Origin of the sequence: Terracoccus sp. 273MFTsu3.1, assembly GCF_000383675.1 — a bacterium.
GTDB lineage: Bacteria > Actinomycetota > Actinomycetes > Actinomycetales > Dermatophilaceae > Terrabacter.
In genome coordinates, this window is record NZ_KB911827.1 from 88,389 (window position 1) to 106,474 (window position 18,086).

Here is an 18,086-nt window from a genome sequence, read left to right on the forward strand (position 1 = left end):
AACCGGCCTCAGGGTCCTCTCAGCGACACCGTCGCACGATGGCGGGTCAGACGACCGTCGTCGGAGGGATGCGCATGTGTGGAATCGCCGGGTACTTCGGCCTCGAGGAGGACCGTGGGCTGCTGGACCGGATGAACGCGGCCCAGCGCCACCGTGGACCCGACGACTCGGGCACCTACGTCGACGGCCCGGTCGGGCTGGCCCACCAACGCCTGTCGATCATCGACCGTGAGGGCGGGAGGCAGCCGATGGCCACGCCGGACGGCAGGTACGTCCTCGCGTACAACGGTGAGGTCTACAACTACCGCGCCCTGCGGGACGAGCTCGTCGCGGCGTCGCACACGTTCGTGACGCACAGCGACACCGAGGTCGTCCTGCACGCGTATGCCGCGTGGGGACGAGAGGCGTTCGACCGCCTCAACGGGATGTTCGCGATCGCGGTCTGGGACCGCGACGAGCAGACGCTGACCCTCGCCCGCGACCAGTTCGGCATCAAGCCGCTCCACGTGAGCCGGGTGTCGCCCGCGCACGGAGGACGAGGTGGCCCCGGGGGGTCCTGGCTCTTCTCGAGCGAGATCAGGCCGATCCTCGTCAGCGGTCGCCACGACCGTGCTCCCAACGAGCGCAGCCTGTTCCGCTACCTGCGTCATCGCGTGCACGACGACGGTGCCGAGACCTTCTTCGAGGGCATCGAGCGCCTGCTGCCGGGTGAGATGGCGACGATCAGCGCTGCCGGGTTCGAGCGCCGGCGCTACGGCACGCTGCAGCACGACCTCGAGCGCACTCGTCCCGCGGCGACAGGTGCAGGCGCGGAGGAGGTCGCGGCCCTGCGCGACGGGCTGACCGAGTCCATCGCGCTGCGGCTGCGCTCGGACGTGCCGGTGGGCACGTCGCTCTCCGGTGGGCTCGACAGCTCGACCATCGCCGTCGGGATCGACCGCCTGCTCACCACGCACGACACCTCGGCCGAGGCCGTCGGGCCCCGGCAGCAGACCTTCTCGGCGGTCTTCCCCGGCTACCGCAACGACGAGGAGCGCTGGGTGGACGACGCCGTGGACGCCTGCTCGGGGCCGGTCCGGTCGCACCGGATCCGGCCGACCTCAGACGACCTGCTCGCCGACCTCACCGACTTCGTGCGCACCCAGGAGGAGCCCGTCGTCTCGACGGGACCGTACGCGCAGTACCGCGTCATGAAGGAGGCAAGCCGGCACGTCACGGTGATGCTCGACGGCCAGGGCGCGGACGAGATGCTGGCGGGATACGTCCCCCAGACCGTCACGCACCTGCGCAGTCTGCTCTCCCGGGACCGACGCGCCGGCCTCTCGGAGATCGTCGCCAACCGCGACATCCTCGGCGGTCAGGTCCGCTCGCGGCTCCGGACCCGGCTGCGCGGCGGGGGATCGGTGAACCTGCTCCTTCGACGGGACTTCACGGCCGCCCACGCCGACGACACCTACGCCGTGGAGGGTGCGAGCCTGCGACAGCGCCTCGTGCACGACCTCTTCGTGGCCTCGCTGCCGGCCCTGCTGCGCTACGAGGACCGCAACTCGATGCGCTTCTCCGTCGAGGGTCGGGTGCCCTTCCTCGACCCCGACCTCGTGCGCACGGTCTTCGCGATGCCCGACGACGCGATCATCCGGGACGGGTGGAACAAGCACGTCCTGCGCGATGCGGAGGAGCAGGTCCTTCCGACCTCGATCACCCGACGGCGCAACAAGATCGGTTTCACGACCCCGCAGAACGAGTGGTTCCACGAACAGCGCGAGTTCATCTACCGGGTGTTCCTCTCCGAGTCGTTCGCGAGCCGGCCCTACTTCGACCGGACCGAGGTCCTCAACGCCTTCGAGCAGTGGCTGAGCGGCAGGGGCTCGCTCGACTCCATGGCGTTCTGGCGCATCCTCAACGTCGAGCTCTGGCTGCGCGAGTTCTTCGACGCGCCAGCCGAACCCGCCGACGAGGACACGTCCGGCGCCAGGTCCGACGCGAGGTCGAGCGCGCCCGGCCCCACCGGCGGGGCGGACCGCGAGGCGGGCTCCGCGAGGGCCGCCGTGACCAACGAGGGGAAGGACCTCGACATCGAGCTGCCGGACGGGACACGGGTCCGCCGCCTCCCGGTGCGCACCCCCCAGGTGGCGGACACCGACGACCTCGTCGCCCTCATGGTGGACCGGGTCCGAGCGCACGTCGATGCGCTCGGGGACGGCCGATCCGTTGCGGGAACGGGGTTCAGCCGCTGGTACGTCTTCGTCTCGGAGAAGGTCGTCGCGATCACCCAGCACCGCTCGTTCTTCATCTGGGACATCCCCGTCAGCCGCGCCGCGCGCGTGCTGAGCCGTCACGTGACGCGGACCCCCGCGGGCATCGGCCTCGGGTCACCGTTCACGATGCAGCTGGCGATCGACGAGGCGGGTCTCCCGCGGGTGCTCCTCGCCGCGGCGGCGGGCGCGGCCGGGAAGCTCGTCGGGCGACGGGGCCTCTTCTACACCGTCGTCGGTGGTGACGTGCGCGCCATCGACGGGCCGACCGAGTACTCCGTCCACCCGGCCAACCTGTCGGCCAAGCTGGCCCCCCAGGATCCCGACCACGTCTGCGCGACGATCTCCGCGGCGGTCCGGGCCGCGCTGCCCCACGGTCTTGCCGACACGTTCGGCGGCACCGTCGTCATCGACGCGAACGACCTCGGCTGCAACGTCCTCGGGACCGACGCCGCGGGCCAAAGGACCCGGATGGAGCAGATGTTCACCGACAACCCCCTGGGCCAGGGGGCGCAGCGCACCCCGCTGGCGCTCGTCCTCGACGGCCTCCGTCTGCTGGACCCGAACGCCCCGGCGAGCCTCGCCACGGACTTGGCCACGGACCCGGCCACGGACCCGGCCACGGACCCGACGCCCCTCGTGACGGCATACGCGGCTCCCACCCGGGCGAGCGGACGGTCCGCATGACCACCGTCGTGACCTCCGAGCCGGACACGACGAGGCGCCGGCGGCCGCGGCGGGTGTGGGTGGTGTCGGGGATCGCGCTGCTCGTCGTCGGCCTCGCCCTCGGCTTCGCGGTGACGGCTGTCGGCGCCTCCCGCACCGGCGAGCTGGGGCTGGATGTGCTCATCTCCGGGCACCGGGACCGTCTGCTCACAGTGGCCGCCGAGCTCGTCGACGTCGGCCTCGGCACGCGCATCGCCCCGGTCCTGCTGCGCGTGGGCTGCGGAGTCGTCTGGACGAGAGACCGGTTCGCCGCAGTGACCATCGGGGTCCTGACGGTCGTCGGCTGGCTCTCGGTCGAGGTCGGCAAGGTCCTCGTCCACCGGCCCCGGCCCCCTGCTGCCGCGGTCCACGCGCTCGTCGCGGAGACCGCCGCTGACAGCTACCCGAGCGGACACACCGCATTCGCCGCGGCGACGGTCTTCGCGGTCGTGGCGGCACTGGTCCTGACCGGGCGGTCCACGCGGGTCGCGTGGGCAGTCGGCCTACCCGTCGTGGCCGTCGTCGCCCTCTCGCGGCTCTACCTCGGGGTCCACTACCTCGCCGACGTCGCCGCCTCGGTCGTCTTCGCCGGGGCATCGGTCCTCGTGGTGACGGCCCTCGCCGTGCCCGCACTGCCGTGGCTGCGGCTCCGGATGCGGAGCCGGCTGCGCCCTCGCGCCGGCGAGGCGGAGAGGAGGGACGCATGACGCCACGGGAGCCGGCTCCCGACCGGTCCACAGCTGTGGCCGCAGTTCGGGCCGGCACGTCTCGGAGAGCTCTGCTCGTCGCAGCCGCAGGCGCCCTGGGGTCGGCCGGTGTCGCCGCGTGCTCGCCGGCGCCCGAGACCCCGCCGTCCGGGGCGCACGGAACGCTACCGTCCAGCCGTGCACCGGCGCCGACCTCCGCAGCCCCCACCACGGCATCGTCGGCTCCGAGAGGGTCATCGGCGGCACCCACCCCGTCGACGCAGGCCGCCACGGTCCTCGCGACCGCCGGCCCCGACATCCGGTCGGGCTCGTCCGGTCGGCCCGAGGTGGCGCTGACCTTCCATGGCGCCGGACCAGCCTCCCTGACAGCGACCGTCCTCGAAATCGCTCGCGCTAAAGCGGCCCGGGTGACCGTGTTCGCCGTGGGCCAGTGGCTCCATGCGAACCCGGCTCTGGGCCGGGCAGTTCTCGCGGGCGGGCACGACCTGGGCAACCACACGTGGAGCCACCGACCCATGCGCAGGCTCACCCCCGCCGAGGCCCACGCCGAGGTGAGCCGAGGGGCGGCCGAGGTGGCTCTCGTGCGGGGCTCGGCGGGACTGCTCTTCCGGCCCTCGGGGACCCCGACGAGCACCGCCGTGATCCGGGCTGCCGCCCGCGCCTCCGGCTACGCCCGATGCATCTCCTACGACGTCGACCCCCAGGACTACCTCGACCCCGGGACGACCGCGGTGCGCGAGCGCACGCTCGCCGACGTCCGCGCGGGGAGCATCGTCAGCCTCCACCTCGGCCACGCCGGGACCGTGGCCGCACTGCCCGGCATCCTCACGGGTCTGCGCGCCCTCGGCCTCCGTGCGGTCACGGTCAGCGAGCTCCTGGCGTGAGCCCGCGCCGCGCTCGTGCCGCCGACAGACCTCTCCGCCGCGTCGTGGTCCTGCTGGCCCTCACGGCCACGACGAGCATTCTGCTGGCCGACTGCTCGACGTCCCGGACGGCCGCAGCGGCCGCAGCGGCGTCGAGCCCGTCGTCGCGCGTCGCCGCCGCCCTCGGAGCGAGCCCGACGGATCCGGGAGCGACCTCGCCGAGGTCACCCTCGGCGCGTCCGTCCGGGCCCGCACCGCGGAGCACCGGGACACCGCAGCCGTACGCGTTCACGGGCGCGGGAAGCCTTGCGACGGAGGCCCGGCGGGCCCGTCCGCTCGTCTACGTGCCCGAACAGCTCGCGGGGACGGTGCAGGTCATCGACCCGAGGACGTATGCCGTCATCGCCACCCGACGCGTGCCGCGCTCACCCGAGCACGTGGTGCCGTCCGCGGACCTGCGTCGCCTCTGGGTGAACAGCGACGCGGGCAACGCCCTGACGCCCATCGACCCCCGCACCGGTGCCGTCGGCACCCCCGTCCCGGTGCGCGACCCGTACAACCTCTACTTCACACCCGACGGCCGCAGCGCTCTCGTCATGGCCGAGCGGCTCCGTCGGGTGGACGTCCGGGATGCTCGCACCATGGCCCTGCGGCGCTCCCTGCCCGTGCCCTGTGCCGGCCTCAACCACGCCGACGTCACGGCTGACCTGACGAGGATGCTCGTCAGCTGCGAGTTCAGTGGTGACCTCGTCGAGCTCGACGCGGCTGCCACCCGGGTCGTCCGGGTCATCGATCTCAACGACATCCGGACCCCGGGAGCGACCCGCCCGGCCGACGCCCGGTCGATGGGCGGCCCCGCGGCCATGCTCGCCTCCGGCGCGACGTCGATGCCCCAGGACGTGCGTCTCTCGCCGGACGGCCGGTCGTTCCTCGTCGCCGACATGCTGCGCAACGGCATCTGGGTCATCGACGCGACGACGTTCCGGGAGACGCGCTTCGTCCGGACGGGCCTCGGTGCCCACGGCATCTATCCCGCCCGGGATGCTCGCCGCGTCTTCGTCAGCAACCGGGGCGAGGGCAGCGTGAGCGTCCTCGACGGCGCGACCCTGCGCCCCCTCGTGACCTGGCGGATCCCGGGCGGGGGGTCACCGGACATGGGTGGGGTGACGGCCGACGGGAGGGAGCTGTGGTTCTCCGGTCGCTACGACTCCTGCGTCTACGTCATCGACACCGTCACGGGTCGTGTCACCCACCACATCCGGGTGCGACCGGGGCCGCACGGGCTGCTCGTCTGGCCGCAACCGGGACGCTTCTCGTTGGGTCACACGGGCAACATGCGATGACCTCGTCGGACGATGTCGGACGATCCGGGAGATCCCCTCAAAAACCGTGTCATGAAAACGCAGCCCGATCGTCTACAGGGTGAAGGGACGCCCTCGGGCGTCCTGGCAACAGCCTCGGGTGTTCGTGGAGGGGTACCCCAGGCTGGCCCGTCGGGGACGGGCAGCACCGAACAGAGCCCCCGCTCGCCCACCTGAGCGGGGGCTCTGTGCTGCCCGCCCCGGGCCTCGAGACCACGAGCGGCGCGGTCGGTGGCTCGAGCGACTCAGCCCCGCACCGTCGGGTCCCAGCGCCAGGTCTCGAGACGGGGCCGGTCCGCGAGGGCGCCGCGTCCGCAGCACCACAGCAGGACCTCCGCCGGGTCCCCGTCCGGTGCCTGCGGGAAGAGCCGCCCGAGTGCAGCGGCCGCAAGCTCCTGCGGCGACCGCCATCCGAGCCCCAGCCCGCGGGTGACGTCGTGGGTGTGCACGAGCAGCTCGACGACGCCCATGGCCGCGAAGCCCTCCGCGTCCGCGACGCCGGCCGGGTGCCACGCCCGCAGCCCGGCCGGCGCGGCCCGGCAGGCCAGGTGCAGCAGCTCCGCGCACGTGACGACCGACGCCACGAGACGGTCGGGCGTCGCGGCGTCCTCGACCACCAGCTCCATCGGCAGGTAGGAAGCGTCCGGCTGCGCGACGACCTGGCCGGCATACGAGAAGAGCACGTCGGCCACGTGGGCCACGGTGTGTCGGCACGACCAGTCGAGGTCGCCTGCCGGCGCGCGCCAGTCGCGGTCGACGGCGGCGTCGAGGACGCGGCGGCACTCCGCCGCCACGGAGGGGATGAGGTCGGTGATCGGGCGCGGATCGGTGGGGGACCCGGGACTCGTCGCTGTGGTCATGACACGACCGTGCCACCGGATCCGGACGGTCCCCGACCGGGTAGGCGCGGACTCAGGCGCGTTGCCGGCGTTCGCGCTCCAGGACCAGCTCCTCCACGGCACTCGGCAGCGTCGTCTCGAAGTCGATGAGCTTCGCCCACGTCGGGGTCACGACGATCCGGACCATCCCGTCGTAGAGCGAGCGCACCTCCGCCTCCCACGCGACACGCTGCTCCGGCGTCATCGCGTACGTGCCGTTCATCCGGAGGTACTCCTCAGGGATGCCGTCGACGACGTCGAGCTCGGCCGTGCCGCGGACGAGCAGCAGGGTCGGCGGGTGCACCTCGGTGTCGATGGTGAGCGCGACGGACGGGTCGCGACGCAGGGCACGCAGCTTCGGGGCGTTCTTCGTGGTGCACATGACCAGCTGGGTCCCGTTCCACGTGAAGGAGATCGGGATGACCCGCGGTGTGCCGTCCGTGGCGACGTAGGCCAGGCGTGCCACGTCGCGGGAGAGCATCTGCTGGCTCCCGGGCCGGTCCAGGACCTCGGTGATCTCGTTCGGTTGCACGGTCGTCCTCCGTCGTCAGGTGCGCAGTCGTGGGCTGTTCGTCGAGCCCCTCACCCCGTGGACGGAGCCGGGCGAGGTTTCTCGACACGACACGACACGACACGACACGACACGACTCGATCCGTCCGCAGGCGGATCAGGAGGGGAAGACCGTCGCCCAGTCGCGCCGCATGCTCGCGACCGTCCAGCCCAGCGTCCGCGCGACGTCGGTGACCGGCTCGGTCTCGGCCACCGTCGCCGCGGCACTGACGTAGGCGAACTCGCGGTCGGCGTCGTCGTGGTCGACGAGCAGCGCCAGGCTCGGGCCGGCGCCGCTCGTGGCCCACTCCAGCATCTCGCGGTCCCCGCCGGAGTTGCCCGCGGCGAGCACCGGGGCGCGACCGAGCTGTGCCTGGATGTTGGAGACCTTGACCTCGGCCTCGTTGGGTCTGCCGTCGAGCTGGGCCGACCGGCGCAGGGTCGGTCGGCCTCGTGCGTCGCGGGCGTACGCGTACGTGATGGCCGTCCCGACGACGAGCTCGGGAGGCACGCCGTAGAGCTCGGAGCTCACGGCGCGGACGAACTCGGTGCCGCCTCCGGTGACGACCGAGATCGTGAACCCGCGCTCGCGCAGGGCGTCGAGGAGCTCGAGCATCGGGAGGTAGAGAGCCGACCGGAGCGGTCGTCGCAAGGTGGCATGGTCCGCGCGCGACATGAAGTCCCTGACCTCGGCCGTGAACGCCTCCGGTGCCTGGCCGTCGAAGAGCTCGACGAGGGCCATCGCCACCCGCGACAGCCCGAGCTCGCCGAGGGCTGCCGTGTCACCGGTCAGCAGCGCGGCGTACTCGGCCCGGTCGGCGAGCAGAGGGTCGGCCTCGGCGCGACGCCCGAGCGCGTCGACGAAGAAGTCGAGCTGCGCGTAGGTGGGTCGCTCGGCCCAGAGGGTGCCGTCGTTGTCGAAGCACGCGAGGCGACGTTCGGGCGGCAGCTCGGACGACGCGTCGAGGAAGGCCACGAGGGCATCGCGCGTGACTCCGGGCCGCCACGACGGCAGCAACGTCCCGTGCCCGTCGTCGGGAGCGGTCCGGGCCACCTCAGTGACCCGCTGTCGACAGCAGGGGGAGGCCGGTGCGGGCAGAGCGGCGGACGCAGCGGAACCCGACGTGGCTCATCCCGGTGTCGACCATCTGCGGACGTCGGGCGGCCGGGCGGTAGCGCAGGCAGTAGCTGTCGGCGCACAGGTGTGAGCCGCCCTTGATGACCTTGCGACCGACGTGGAACTGCGGCTGCCGGGGGTCGTAGCTCGCCTCGAGGTCACCGCCGCGCGGGTTGCTCGGCGCGCAGCAGGGGGAGCCGGCGTCGTCGGGGTGGTGCGTCGTCCACCAGTCGTCGGTCCACTCCCAGACGTTGCCGGCCATGTCGAAGAGCCCGAAGCCGTTGGCCGGGAAGCTGCCCACCGGCGCCGTGCGGAGGTAGCCGCTCTCACCCGTGCTGCGCCACGGGAAGTCGAGCCCGTCCCACGTGTTCGCCATGATCCGACCCTCGGGGCGGGCCTCGTCACCCCACGTGAACGGCTTGCCGTCGAGACCTCCGCGGGCGGCGTACTCCCACTCCGCCTCGGTGGGCAACGACAGGCCCGCCCAGGCGGCGTAGACGGCGGCGTCCTCGTGCGCGACGTGCACCACAGGGTGGTCGCCGAGCCGCTTCACCGAGCTCCCGGGACCCTCGGGGTGACGCCAGCTGGCTCCCGGAGTCCACGTCCACCACTGGCTGAGATGCCGCAGGTCCACCGGGCCGTCGGTCGGGGTGAAGACGAGCGAGCCCGGCTGGAGGTTCTCCTGCGGAGCGCCCGGGTAGTCCGCCGCGTCGATGGGTCGCTCGGCCACCGTGATGTGTCCGGTGGCCGCGACGAAGTCCGCGAACTCGTCGTTGGTGACCGCGGTCGGCGAGATCGAGAACGCGTCCACGCGGACCCGGTGGGTGGGGGCCTCCTCCGGGTAGTGGTCGTCCGATCCCATCGTGAAGAGGCCGCCGGGCAGGTCGACGAGGCCCGACCCGGCCACGCGGCGTCGTCGGGTGGGGCTGCGACGGGCAGCCTTGCTCACGGGCGGGCCCGACGGCCGTCACTCATCCGTGCAGCCCTCCTGGGTGCGTCGGGGTTCGTCACGTGCTGGCGATCCCACCCTGCAGCTTCTCGAGGATCTTCGCCACCGTGAAGCTCGCCGGCTCCTGGCGGGGCGGGAACTCCACGAGGGTCCTCAGCATCTGCGCGACGTACGTCTGTGCCGGCACGAGCACCCACGCGTGGTCCAGGAGCCAGTCGTAGTACGTGTTCGACGTGATGTCGGCGCGCTCGTAGGGGTCGGTGCGCAGGTTGAAGATCTTGGGCACGCGCAGCTCGGTGTAGGGCTCGGCCCAGACGTTGAGAGTGCCCGTGGCGCGCTGCTCGAGGAAGACGACCTTCCAGTTGTCGTAGCGCAGCGCGGTGAGGTCGCCGTCGTCGGAGACGTAGAAGAAGTGCTTGCGCGCGCTCGTCTCCGACGCTCCGGTGACGTAGTCGAGCTGGTTGTGGCCGTCGAGGTGCACGCGGTACGTCGTGCCGCTGAGGTCGGCCCCCGCCCGGAGCTGGTCGGCGATGTCGTCCACCCCGGCGGCCGCGAGCAGGGTGACGAACCAGTCGGCATGGCTGACGATCCCGTTGAGCACCCGGCCGCCCTCGATGTGCCCGGGCCAGCGGACCATGGCCGGCACCCGGTAGGCGCCTTCCCAGTTCGAGTTCTTCTCGTTGCGGAACGGCGTCATGCCCGCGTCGGGCCACGTGTTCATGTGCGGCCCGTTGTCGGTCGAGTACATGACGATGGTGTTGTCGGCGAGACCGCTCTCGTCGAGGTAGTCGAGCACCTGTCCGACGAGCTCGTCGTGGTCGACCATCGTGTCGTGGTACTCCGACTGCCACCGCCCGGCCTTGCCCCGGCTGCCGTCCTTGAGATGGGTCCGGAAGTGCATGTGGGTAGTGTTGAGCCAGACGAAGAAGGGTGTGTCGGCGTCCTTGGCGTCGGTCATGAAGCGCAGCGCCTCGGGCACCACCTCGTCGTCGATGGTCTTCATCCGCTCCTTCGTCAGCGGGCCGGTGTCCTCGACCCGGGACGTGCCGTCGCCGTTGGCCCAGGAGTGGATGACACCTCGGGGTCCGAAGTTCTGACGGAAGTTCGGGAACTCCTCCTCCGTCGGGTAGTCGTCGAGCTCGGGCTCCTCCTCCGCGTTGAGGTGGTAGAGGTTGCCGAAGAACTCGTCGAACCCGTGCGCGGTCGGCAGGAACTCGTCCCGGTCGCCGAAGTGGTTCTTGCCGAACTGGCCGGTCGTGTAGCCCTGCGCCTTGAGCGCCGTGGCGATCGTCGGGTCCTCGGCGCGCAGGCCGATGTCGGCGCCGGGCATCCCCACCTTCGTGAGCCCGGTGCGGTACGGGTTCTGTCCCGTGATGAACGCCGCCCGCCCGGCGGTGCAGCTCTGCTCGCCGTAGTAGTCGGTGAACCGTGCACCCTCGTCGGAGATGCGGTCGATGTTGGGCGTGTAGTAGCCCATCAGTCCCTCGGAGTAGCAGCTGAGGTTGCTGATCCCGATGTCGTCGCCCCAGATGATGAGGATGTTCGGGCGGTCGGCCATGTCGCCTCCAGTGAGCGGAACGGGTTGGTGCCGTTCCTGCACGCTAGGTCGCGCCCCTGCCCAAGGCTTCACCCGCAGCGGGTGGTTGGGACCATCGCTCGCAGGGTCAGCCGGGCGGGAGCGACGTCACCCCGGTGACCTGGAGGGCCCGACGGCTCGCGACGAGGGGACACAGGAACGGATCGTTGTCCTTGAGCCCGACGGAGTTGAGGTGGCTGATGACGTCTCGGTATGCCGTCCAGAGCGTCGTCTGCGTGTAGCGCACTCCCTCGGCCGCGCAGTAGGCGACGACGAGCGGCTGCACCCGCCGCAGGTGGGGCCGGGCCATCGACGGGAAGAGGTGGTGCTCGGTCTGGTGGTTGAGGCCACCGAGGAGCACGGACATCCACCGACCGCCGCTGATGTTGCGGCTCATGAGGACCTGGCGGTTGAGGAAGTCGAGCTTGAGCCCCGGCGCGACGAGCGGCATGCCGATGTGGTTCGGCGCGAACGAGAGGCCCATGTAGAGGCCGAACAGGGCGAGCTGGACGGCGAGGACGGCGACGACCTTGACCGGCGACATGACGAGGAGCAGGAGCACGGGCAGGCCCGCGAGGCGGGTCGTGAGAAAGGCGAGCTCGACCCATCGGCGGTCGACGCGACGACGGCCTGCGACGCGGTGGATGCCCTCCCAGTGCAGCGACAGCCCTTCGAGCAGCAGCAGCGGGAAGAAGTACCAGCCCTGGTGGGCCACGAGCCATCGGACGAGCGGTTGCTCGGAACGCTGGGCCTGTTCGGGGGTGAAGGCCAGGGCGCCGGGCGCGATGTCGGGGTCGTAGCCGACCTTGTTGGGGTTGCCGTGGTGGCGGGTGTGCTTGCTCTGCCACCAGCCGTAGCTGATGCCGACGAGCAGGTTGGCCACGACGAGGCTGACCCAGTCGTTCATCCGGCCGGAGCGGAACATCTGCCGGTGGGCGGCGTCATGACCGAGGAAGGCGATCTGGGTCATCAGCACCGCGAGGACCGCGGCGGGCACGAGCTGCCACCAGCTGTCACCGATCCACACGACGGTGAGGACCCAGACGGCCATCGCGACGACGGCGCCGACGAGCCGGGTCCAGTAGTAGGCGTACCGCCGACGCATCAGACCGAGGTCGTGCACCTGGCGGGTGAGAGCGGTGAACGAGCTCCCGGTCGTTTGGTCATGGTGGGTGCTCACGGCGATCGATCTCCTTCGGCCACGGGGATTACCGTGGCTCCCGGTCGGTTCGCGAGAACGACGCGGGGATGCACGGGCATGTGAGGAGTGACCGGCGCGGGGACGGGGGAGCCGGACGACGCGCGGTGTCACGTTCACGGGAGGGACGCGACCGGGGTCCAGGGACTCGCCTACGACTCCGAGTGTACGCGTACGGAGTGGCATGACCGCGCGACGACGGTCCTCGCGGCCAGTGCGCGAGGACCGTCGTGAAGCGAGGGCCGGCGTCAGTAGCCGACGTCGTCGGCGAAGCCGGCGGTGCACAGCGCCCAGATGACGAGGGCGTTGAGCGTCAGCAGCACGATGGACCAGATCGGGTAGACGGGAATCGAGGCGAAGTTGAGGACCATCGCGAGAGAGACAGGGACCAGACCGAGGATCCGACCGATGGGCCGCTCGGCGAGGATGAGGCCTCCGACCACGACGAGGACGATGCCCCAGACGAGGTGGATCCATCCCCAGGCCGTGACGTCGAAGGCGAAGATGTAGCGGGGAGTGTTGACGTAGAGGGTGTTGTCGAAGAGGGCTGACAGTCCACGGAGGAACTCCAGGACGCCGGAGATGAGCAGCACCGTTCCCGCGAAGAGCACGGTCCCGTACTTCCAACCGTGCGGGCGGGTCGGAGCGGTGATGGGCGAGCTGGTCATGCGTCCTCCCGGGCTAGGCGATGACTCATCGTCACCCGGTCTGCGGTGGGCCGTCCTCACCCGGTCGGCATGAGATCGCCACGTCCGGCGCTCGGCCGGCGGGCCTGGAGCCTGACGAGGTCGGGTGACCTCGTCAGGCAGACGGGTCGGGTGACCTCGTCAGGCAGACGGCCGGACCGTCAGGAGACGACCGCGTCGATGGCCTTCTTCATCGCGCTCGGCTGCTCGGGTCGGCGCGGCGCCCTCTTGCGGGCTGCGAGCAGCTCCTCGCCGAGCTCCTGGAGCTGCTTGCGTCCGAGGCCCTCGCGGACCTTGGGGAACCAGTCCTGCTCCTCCTCGGCCATGTGGTGCTCGACGTTCTCGATGAGCACGGTCGTCTTGGCGTCGAACCGCTCGTCCGTGGCGTCCATCGCCGCCAGCTCCATGCAGAGCACGTCCGCGACGTGGTGCTCCTCGTAGGACTCGAGCACGTCGTCCTCGAGGTCGGGCAGCAGGGACCGCACGCGCGGGTACATGACCTCGTTCTCGATGTAGGTGTGCACGGTCAGCAGCTCGAGGATCGTGTCGACGATCTTCTGCTTCTGGACCGGGGTCTGGTCGGGCTTGCGGAAGGCGCGGAACTGCTCACGCACGTCCTTGTGGTCCTGCTTGAGCAGGACGATGGCATCGGTCGACATGGGGCACTCCTTCGAGAGGGTGGGTGCTGCAGACGAGGGGTCGGCCCTGGGACGTCCACCTCCGTCTTACCCACGTCCCCACGCATCCGGGCCGCTGCCCTCGGGTTCGTACGGCCCTGCACGGGGTACGACGAGCAGGAGGCGGACGAAGGGACATCGTGACGGCGACGGATGCTGTGGTCATCGGCAGCGGACCCAACGGGCTCGTGGCGGCCAACCTCCTCGTCGACGCCGGATGGTCGGTCGTCGTGCTCGAGGAGCAGGGCCGGCCGGGGGGAGCGGTGTCGAGCGACGACGCCGTCGCGCCCGGGCACGTGCACGACACCTTCAGCTCCTTCTACCCCCTGGCCGCTGCGTCGCCGACGATCCGCGGGCTCCACCTCGAGGAGCACGGGCTCGAGTGGTCGCACGCCCCGTCCGTCCTCGGTCACTCCTTCGGCGACGGCCGGTGGGGGGTCCTGCACCGGGACCGGGCGGCCACCGCCTCGGGGCTCGAGCAGGACGCACCCGGCGACGGCGAGGCGTGGCTGGCGCTCTGCGAGACGTGGGACCGCGTCGGCGACGACGTGCTGCGCGGACTCCTCAGTCCCTTCCCACCCGTGCGCGGCGGCGTCGGTCTGGCCCGTCAGGTGCTCCGACCGGGCGGGCTGGAGCTGCTGCGCGAGATGACGATGCCGGCCCGCAGCCTGACCGAGCGGCTCTTCCGCGGTGAGTCTGCACGCATGCTCGTGGCCGGCAACGCCGGTCACGCCGACATCGGTCTCGAGTCGCCGGGTTCGGCGGCCATGGGTCTGCTCCTCGCCCTGCTGGGCCAGTCCGTCGGCTTCCCCGTCCCGCGCGGCGGGGCGGGCCGTCTGGCGGCGGCGATGGTGTCCCGCCTCGAGGCCAAGGGTGGCGAGCTCTGTCTCGGCGAGCGAGCCGAGGGCGTACGCGTGGAGGGCGGTCGGGCGGTCGCCGTGCGGACCGCGTCCCGCGAGATCCGCGCGCGCCGCGCTGTCCTTGCCGACGTGTCGGCACCCGCCCTCTACGGCGGGCTCGTGCCGTGGGACGCCCTGCCGACGCGACTGCGTCACCGGATGGCGCGGTTCGAGTGGGACCCGTCGACGGTCAAGGTCGACTGGGCGCTCGACGGCCCCGTCCCGTGGGAAGGGCCTCCGGCCGCAGGTCCGGGCACGGTGCACGTCGCGGACTCGATGGACGAGATGACCCTGACCGGTGGGCAGGTGGCTGCCGGGCTCGTCCCGGACAAGCCCTTCCTCCTCGTCGGCCAGATGGGGGTGGCCGACGCCACACGAGTGCCGGCCGGGGGAGAGGCGCTGTGGGCGTACACCCATGTCCCCCAACGGGTTCGCGGTGACGCGGCCGCCGGTCGGTCCGGCGTGCGCGAGGTGCGCGGCACGTGGGGCGAGGGCGACCTCGACGCCATGGCCGAACGCATCGAGCAGCGCATCGAGGACCGGGCCCCCGGGTTCCGGGACCGCATCACGGCCCGACGGGTCCTGGGTCCGCGCGAGCTCGAGGCGCGCGACCGCAACCTCGTCGGGGGAGCCATCAACGGCGGCACCGCCGGACTCCAGCAGCAGCTCGTCTTCCGACCTGTCGCCGGGTCCGGACGCGCCGAGACACCCGTCAAGGGCCTCTACCTCGCATCCGCCTCGGCCCACCCCGGCGGGGGCGTGCACGGTGCCTGTGGCGCGAATGCGGCACGGGCGGCCCTGTGGCACCACACGATCCAACTGCCCTGGAGGCGCACATGAGCACCACGACCCGGATCGTCCACGGCACACCCGAGGCGGTCTTCGACGTCCTCGCCGACGGGTGGAGCTACAGCCAGTGGGTCGTCGGCGCCTCGCGGGTGCGCGACGTGACGCCCGGCTGGCCGGCGCCCGACACGCACATCCACCACTCGGTCGGCGCGTGGCCGCTCCTCATCGACGACACGACGACGGTGCTCCGCTGCGAGCGGCCCGAGGTGCTCGAGCTGACGGTACGTGCCTGGCCGTCCGGTGAGGGCGTCGTGCGGATCACCTGCCGCGCGAGCGGGGCCGACACCGAGGTGACGATGGAGGAGGACGCGACGAAGGGGCCGGCGAAGCTCGTCCCGAAACCGGTGCGCGACGTGGTGCTCGACCGCCGCAACCGAGAGGCGCTCCGGCGTCTGGCGATCCTCGTCGAGCGCGCCCAGCCCGACCCGGCCTGACGGGTCGGGGGTCCGCCGGGGTCCCTGCGGGTGCTGTGCGGAACTTGCGGCAATCTTGCGAAACGCCTGCGCGAGTCTTGCGCAATCCGGACAATTCGGAGGGCTGGTCCGCCGCCCTTCGTCCCGGAGCTCTCACATGTTCAGCACCCCTCGTGCCCGCACCACCCGCCTCGTCGCCGGGGCCCTCGCACTGGCGGGCACCGCTGCCGCCCTGGTCGCCATGGCTCCCGTCGCCGCGGCAGCGACAACGGGCGGCAAGGCCGTGACCGCCGCCTCGTCCTCGGCCCCGGACACCCGGGCCATGTGGGTGTGGGACACGAGCACCCCCGCGGCCACCGTCGACCTGGCCGTGGGCGCCGGCATCGACCAGCTCTTCGTCGCCGTCCCGCCGAACCTCGCCACCTCGAGCCAGCTGCCGAACATCAAGGCGCTGAGCGACCGGGCCCGCGCTGCCGGCATCCGGGTCGACGCGCTCGGGGGCGACCCCGGCTGGGTCGACAACCCGACGTGGGTCGTCACGTACTGGCTCAAGCCGGCCAAGAGCTCGGGCCTCTTCACCGGCATCCACGTCGACGTCGAGCCCTACTCCACGTCCGCCTGGGGCACCGACCAGCAGTCCGTCGTCAGCAAGTACCTCACGCTGCTCGACAAGCTCAAGGCCAACGCCGGCACCTACCCCATCGAGGCCGACATCCCCTTCTGGTTCAACACGATCCGTGCCGTCACGTCCACGGGCGCGGCCTCGACCCTGGACCGGGAGATCATGAAGCGCACGGCCGGGGTCACGGTGATGTCCTACCGGAACACCGCGGCCGGCACGGACGGGACGCTCGACGTCGCGTCCCCCGCCCTCACAGCCGGCGCCGCGCTCGGCAAGCCCGTGCGTCTCGGCCAGGAGACGAACTACCTCGGGTCGACGGCCGTCGACACGAAGCAGACGTTCTACGGCTGGACCCGGACCGCCATGGAGGCCCAGCTGGTCCAGGTGAACGCCGGGGCGCGTGCCTACGCGACGTACGCCGGGCTGGCGATCCACGACGCCACCGGGTACGCCGCGATGGCCCCCTGACCGGGACCGGAGCCGGTGCGCGACGGCTCAGCCGCCGCCGATCCGGCCGGCGATGATGCTCGTGACGATGACCGACGTGATCGTCACGGTCGAGAAGCCGGCGACGATCATCTTGGGCAGGATCTGGTTCTCGATCGCGGCCACCTCTTCGGGGCTCTCCCCGGCTCCCTTGGCGGCCTCCTGGGAGAGGATCATCGTGCCGGGGAAGCCGTAGAGCGAGGTGAGCCCGATCGCCACGGACATCGACACGCTGTAGCCGAGAAGCTTGCCGACGAGGGCCGAGAAGCCCGCGATCCCGACGATCCCGAAGACGAAGGCGATGAGCAGCGGCACGGCCAACGCCGACACGTCGCTGGGCTTCACCGTCGCCAGGGGGCCGAAGACGAGGATCATGATGGCGATCATCATGAGGCCGAAGGCGTCGATCCCGGACAGGACGGACGGCTTGAAGATCCCCGTCGTCCGCAGGGCGATGCCGAAGAGCAGGGCCACGACGAACGTGTTGAGGATGCCGTCGGTGACGTTGTTGATGCCGAGGCTGAGGAGCACCACGACCCCGACGATGAAGAGCGTGCCTGCGGTCGTGCGCAGGGACTCGGGCAGCTTCGTCTCGGGCACCGGCTCGACGGGTGGAGCCGCGCTGCCTCCGCCACTGCCAGCGCGACCGCTGTCGCCACCGGCGGCGGCCGCGCCGGCAGCCACGACCGGCGCCAGCGTGCCCGCTCGGTACTCCTCCTTGAGGCGGGCGGCCTCGCGGCGCAGGATGATCGAGGTGAGCGGGAAGCCGATGAGTCCCTGGAGCGCGGCGATGAGGACGGGGAAGACGGCGATGCTCGTCAGGCCCACGCCGAGGGCCGCCTCCTGGACGATGAGGACCGAGATGGTGCCGCCGCTCAGGGCACCGGTGCCGGCGATGACGAAGTCGAGAGCCTGCGCATAGCCGTCGGCCGCGGAGCCGGTGATCCGGGGCCCGAAGATGAATCCGGCCAGCAGCAGGGCAAGTCCGATGCCGATGACGGTGGCGATGCCGACGAGCAGCGTCTTCCACTGCTTCTTGAAGTCGTCGAGGCTGATCATGGTGCCGAGGTGGACGATGACGAAGCCGACGACGACGCCGGCGAGCGCGAGGAGGCTCGAGCTCGCGAGGAGGTCCTCGGGGAAGATGTCGGTGAGGAAGCCGACGAAGAAGATGATCGAGGCGACGAAGAGCGAGGACAGCAGCGACTTCGTCCTCTTGGCGACGAGGTCGCTGACGGTCCAGACGAGCATGACGATGACGAACGCGAGCACCGGGTTCACAGCGGCCTCCTCTT

The 18,086-nt window shown here is 71.4% G+C and carries 16 protein-coding genes; 7 read left to right on the forward strand and 9 right to left on the reverse strand.

Translation table 11 applies throughout. From position 1 onward, the window contains the following. Nucleotides 1–74: 74 nt before the first annotated feature. Genes asnB through H283_RS0120195 form a run of 4 tightly spaced genes read left to right on the forward strand, consistent with a single transcriptional unit; the run spans nt 75 to nt 5,873 of the window. Complete coding sequence (gene asnB, locus H283_RS0120175) at nt 75–2,942, forward strand: asparagine synthase (glutamine-hydrolyzing) (protein ID WP_156023346.1); 2,868 nt, start codon at nt 75–77, stop codon at nt 2,940–2,942. After that, entirely contained in the window at nt 2,939–3,667 is a 729-nt protein-coding gene (locus H283_RS26935) for a phosphatase PAP2 family protein (RefSeq protein WP_020145341.1), read from the forward strand. The genes asnB and H283_RS26935 overlap by 4 nt, the downstream gene beginning before the upstream one ends. Further along, nucleotides 3,664–4,551, forward strand: coding sequence for a polysaccharide deacetylase family protein (locus tag H283_RS27355; RefSeq protein ID WP_081633957.1), 888 nt, complete (start codon nt 3,664–3,666; stop codon nt 4,549–4,551). Before H283_RS26935 ends, H283_RS27355 begins: the two co-directional genes overlap by 4 nt. Next, complete coding sequence (locus H283_RS0120195) at nt 4,548–5,873, forward strand: YncE family protein (RefSeq protein WP_156023347.1); 1,326 nt, start codon at nt 4,548–4,550, stop codon at nt 5,871–5,873. The genes H283_RS27355 and H283_RS0120195 overlap by 4 nt, the downstream gene beginning before the upstream one ends. A gap of 263 nt (nt 5,874–6,136) precedes the next feature. On the opposite strand, the gene H283_RS0120200 is transcribed toward H283_RS0120195, so the two are convergent. The 8 genes from H283_RS0120200 to H283_RS0120235 form a co-directional block, all read right to left on the reverse strand. Continuing rightward, nucleotides 6,137–6,751, reverse strand: coding sequence for a maleylpyruvate isomerase N-terminal domain-containing protein (locus H283_RS0120200; RefSeq protein WP_020145344.1), 615 nt, complete (start codon nt 6,749–6,751; stop codon nt 6,137–6,139). A 52-nt stretch (nt 6,752–6,803) separates the two neighbouring features. Continuing rightward, nucleotides 6,804–7,301, reverse strand: coding sequence for a pyridoxamine 5'-phosphate oxidase family protein (locus tag H283_RS0120205; protein WP_020145345.1), 498 nt, complete (start codon nt 7,299–7,301; stop codon nt 6,804–6,806). 136 nt (nt 7,302–7,437) lie between these two features. After that, nucleotides 7,438–8,373, reverse strand: a complete 936-nt coding sequence (locus H283_RS0120210) for an HAD family phosphatase (protein WP_020145346.1) — start codon at nt 8,371–8,373, stop codon at nt 7,438–7,440. 1 nt (nt 8,374) lies between these two features. Beyond that, entirely contained in the window at nt 8,375–9,298 is a 924-nt protein-coding gene (locus H283_RS0120215) for a formylglycine-generating enzyme family protein (RefSeq protein ID WP_051103706.1), read from the reverse strand. Nucleotides 9,299–9,443: 145 nt separating this feature from the next. Then, complete coding sequence (locus tag H283_RS0120220; protein WP_020145348.1) at nt 9,444–10,943, reverse strand: arylsulfatase; 1,500 nt, start codon at nt 10,941–10,943, stop codon at nt 9,444–9,446. Between the two features lie 106 nt (nt 10,944–11,049). Beyond that, on the reverse strand, nt 11,050–12,141 hold the full coding sequence (locus H283_RS0120225; RefSeq protein WP_020145349.1) for an acyl-CoA desaturase: 1,092 nt from the start codon (nt 12,139–12,141) through the stop codon (nt 11,050–11,052). 266 nt (nt 12,142–12,407) lie between these two features. Continuing rightward, a complete protein-coding gene (locus H283_RS0120230; RefSeq protein WP_020145350.1) occupies nt 12,408–12,827 on the reverse strand; it encodes a hypothetical protein in 420 nt (139 codons plus the stop codon). Nucleotides 12,828–13,006: 179 nt separating this feature from the next. Then, the gene (locus H283_RS0120235) at nt 13,007–13,504 is read right to left on the reverse strand and encodes a hemerythrin domain-containing protein (RefSeq protein ID WP_020145351.1); all 498 of its coding nucleotides are present in this window, start codon (nt 13,502–13,504) and stop codon (nt 13,007–13,009) included. 158 nt (nt 13,505–13,662) lie between these two features. Here H283_RS0120235 and H283_RS0120240 point away from each other — a divergent pair, with 158 nt between their 5' ends. The 3 genes from H283_RS0120240 to H283_RS0120250 all read left to right on the forward strand — a co-directional run bounded on the left by H283_RS0120240 (nt 13,663) and on the right by H283_RS0120250 (nt 16,773). Next, entirely contained in the window at nt 13,663–15,261 is a 1,599-nt protein-coding gene (locus H283_RS0120240) for an NAD(P)/FAD-dependent oxidoreductase (protein WP_156023348.1), read from the forward strand. Then, nucleotides 15,258–15,704 (forward strand): SRPBCC family protein, encoded by a 447-nt coding sequence (locus H283_RS0120245; protein WP_020145353.1) that lies wholly within the window; start codon nt 15,258–15,260, stop codon nt 15,702–15,704. Before H283_RS0120240 ends, H283_RS0120245 begins: the two co-directional genes overlap by 4 nt. 136 nt (nt 15,705–15,840) lie before the next feature. Further along, nucleotides 15,841–16,773: a hypothetical protein gene (locus H283_RS0120250; protein ID WP_020145354.1), complete on the forward strand. Its 933-nt coding sequence runs from the start codon at nt 15,841–15,843 to the stop codon at nt 16,771–16,773. A gap of 27 nt (nt 16,774–16,800) precedes the next feature. Here H283_RS0120250 and H283_RS0120255 read toward each other — a convergent pair whose 3' ends face one another. After that, entirely contained in the window at nt 16,801–18,072 is a 1,272-nt protein-coding gene (locus H283_RS0120255) for a hypothetical protein (protein WP_020145355.1), read from the reverse strand. Between the last annotated feature and the right edge of the window lie 14 nt (nt 18,073–18,086).

Bases quoted from the DNA above. Each gene is read 5' to 3' on its own strand.
- asnB (WP_156023346.1), top strand. From the start codon at position 75: ATGTGTGGAATCGCCGGGTACTTCGGCCTCGAGGAGGACCGTGGGCTG.
- H283_RS26935 (WP_020145341.1), top strand. From the start codon at position 2,939: ATGACCACCGTCGTGACCTCCGAGCCGGACACGACGAGGCGCCGGCGG.
- H283_RS27355 (WP_081633957.1), top strand. From the start codon at position 3,664: ATGACGCCACGGGAGCCGGCTCCCGACCGGTCCACAGCTGTGGCCGCA.
- H283_RS0120200 (WP_020145344.1), bottom strand. From the start codon at position 6,751: ATGACCACAGCGACGAGTCCCGGGTCCCCCACCGATCCGCGCCCGATC.
- H283_RS0120215 (WP_051103706.1), bottom strand. From the start codon at position 9,298: ATGGGATCGGACGACCACTACCCGGAGGAGGCCCCCACCCACCGGGTC.
- H283_RS0120220 (WP_020145348.1), bottom strand. From the start codon at position 10,943: ATGGCCGACCGCCCGAACATCCTCATCATCTGGGGCGACGACATCGGG.
- H283_RS0120230 (WP_020145350.1), bottom strand. From the start codon at position 12,827: ATGACCAGCTCGCCCATCACCGCTCCGACCCGCCCGCACGGTTGGAAG.
- H283_RS0120235 (WP_020145351.1), bottom strand. From the start codon at position 13,504: ATGTCGACCGATGCCATCGTCCTGCTCAAGCAGGACCACAAGGACGTG.
- H283_RS0120245 (WP_020145353.1), top strand. From the start codon at position 15,258: ATGAGCACCACGACCCGGATCGTCCACGGCACACCCGAGGCGGTCTTC.
- H283_RS0120250 (WP_020145354.1), top strand. From the start codon at position 15,841: ATGTTCAGCACCCCTCGTGCCCGCACCACCCGCCTCGTCGCCGGGGCC.